This window comes from Pelorhabdus rhamnosifermentans (assembly GCF_018835585.1).
In the GTDB taxonomy this organism is placed as follows: Bacteria; Bacillota; Negativicutes; order UMGS1260; family UMGS1260; genus Pelorhabdus; species Pelorhabdus rhamnosifermentans.
This window is the reverse complement of record NZ_JAHGVE010000072.1, coordinates 1-961: the sequence shown is the minus strand read 5'-3', so window position 1 is coordinate 961 and position 961 is coordinate 1. Positions and strand designations below refer to the sequence as shown.

1 protein-coding gene is annotated in these 961 nt (G+C 32.6%); it reads right to left on the bottom strand.

Annotated elements, in window-relative coordinates:
- Positions 1-321 precede the first annotated feature (321 nt).
- The gene (locus tag Ga0466249_RS25770; protein WP_215832364.1) at positions 322-651 is read right to left on the bottom strand and encodes a DsbA family protein; all 330 of its coding nucleotides are present in this window, start codon (positions 649-651) and stop codon (positions 322-324) included.
- Between the last annotated feature and the right edge of the window lie 310 nt (positions 652-961).

Sequence of the window (961 nt, the reverse complement as noted above, 5' to 3'; positions counted from 1 at the left end):
TCACCCCAACATTTTTATTGATGAATTAAATTTGATAAATTAATTGAAAACCGAGCGTTATGTTGTCCGTTTTATATGCCTTTTAATTAGAATTTATTTAATTTGACTATACTCTTTAAAAGTAGAAAAAAAAGTCGAAATTTGGCATTTATGTTATAAACATGACTTATATCCCAAATATTTCCGACAAAAGTACTATTTTAAATTAGACTTTTTAATAGCAAATTGGTATTATTTATAAAAAAAATAAGCTTCCTCAACCGGATTTCCGGAAAATGAAGCTTAGTAAAAAATAAAGTGAATTTTTTACTGGATTTTAGTTTAACTTATGATAAGATATAATGCATTGCCTCCTTTTAAAAAAGATTGTTCGGTAAAAGCTAATTTATAAAAACTCCAAGCCACTGCCGGATTGCGACGATATAAGACTTCAAAACATTTTGCCGCAGGTAATGCATCGGTATGACATTCTAACGGTAAATGTTTTAAGGCTAAATTAACCTGACCCTTATTTAGGACCTGATCAACGACATTCTGGGCTTCAGAACAATAACTGCACTGAAAATCAGCATATTCGGTAATCGTTACAGAAGCGAACGGATTTCCGTATACAGCCGGAGCAGTCCAACCCGGAGTACCATTAATGGTCAAGCATACAAGAATAATTCCTATTTCTTTTATCACATAGATGCGTAGTGCAGAAAAAATAGGTCTAACTCCCTCGACAAATTTTACATTTATTTAATTTGTATTTAATAATACATACCTACTATAGATGTTTCACATATTCCTTCCTGAAATAGCTAAAAATACCATAAAAGTATCAATATTCCTTCTAAAGTCCTAATTTTCACCAAGCCATAGTCCTATCTTTTGATCTGCCAATGTCAAGGGGACGGGGTGAAACCACTGAAGAACCCCCTTTTTTTTAAGCGGCAAAATAAGCTTGTCTTGCTACACC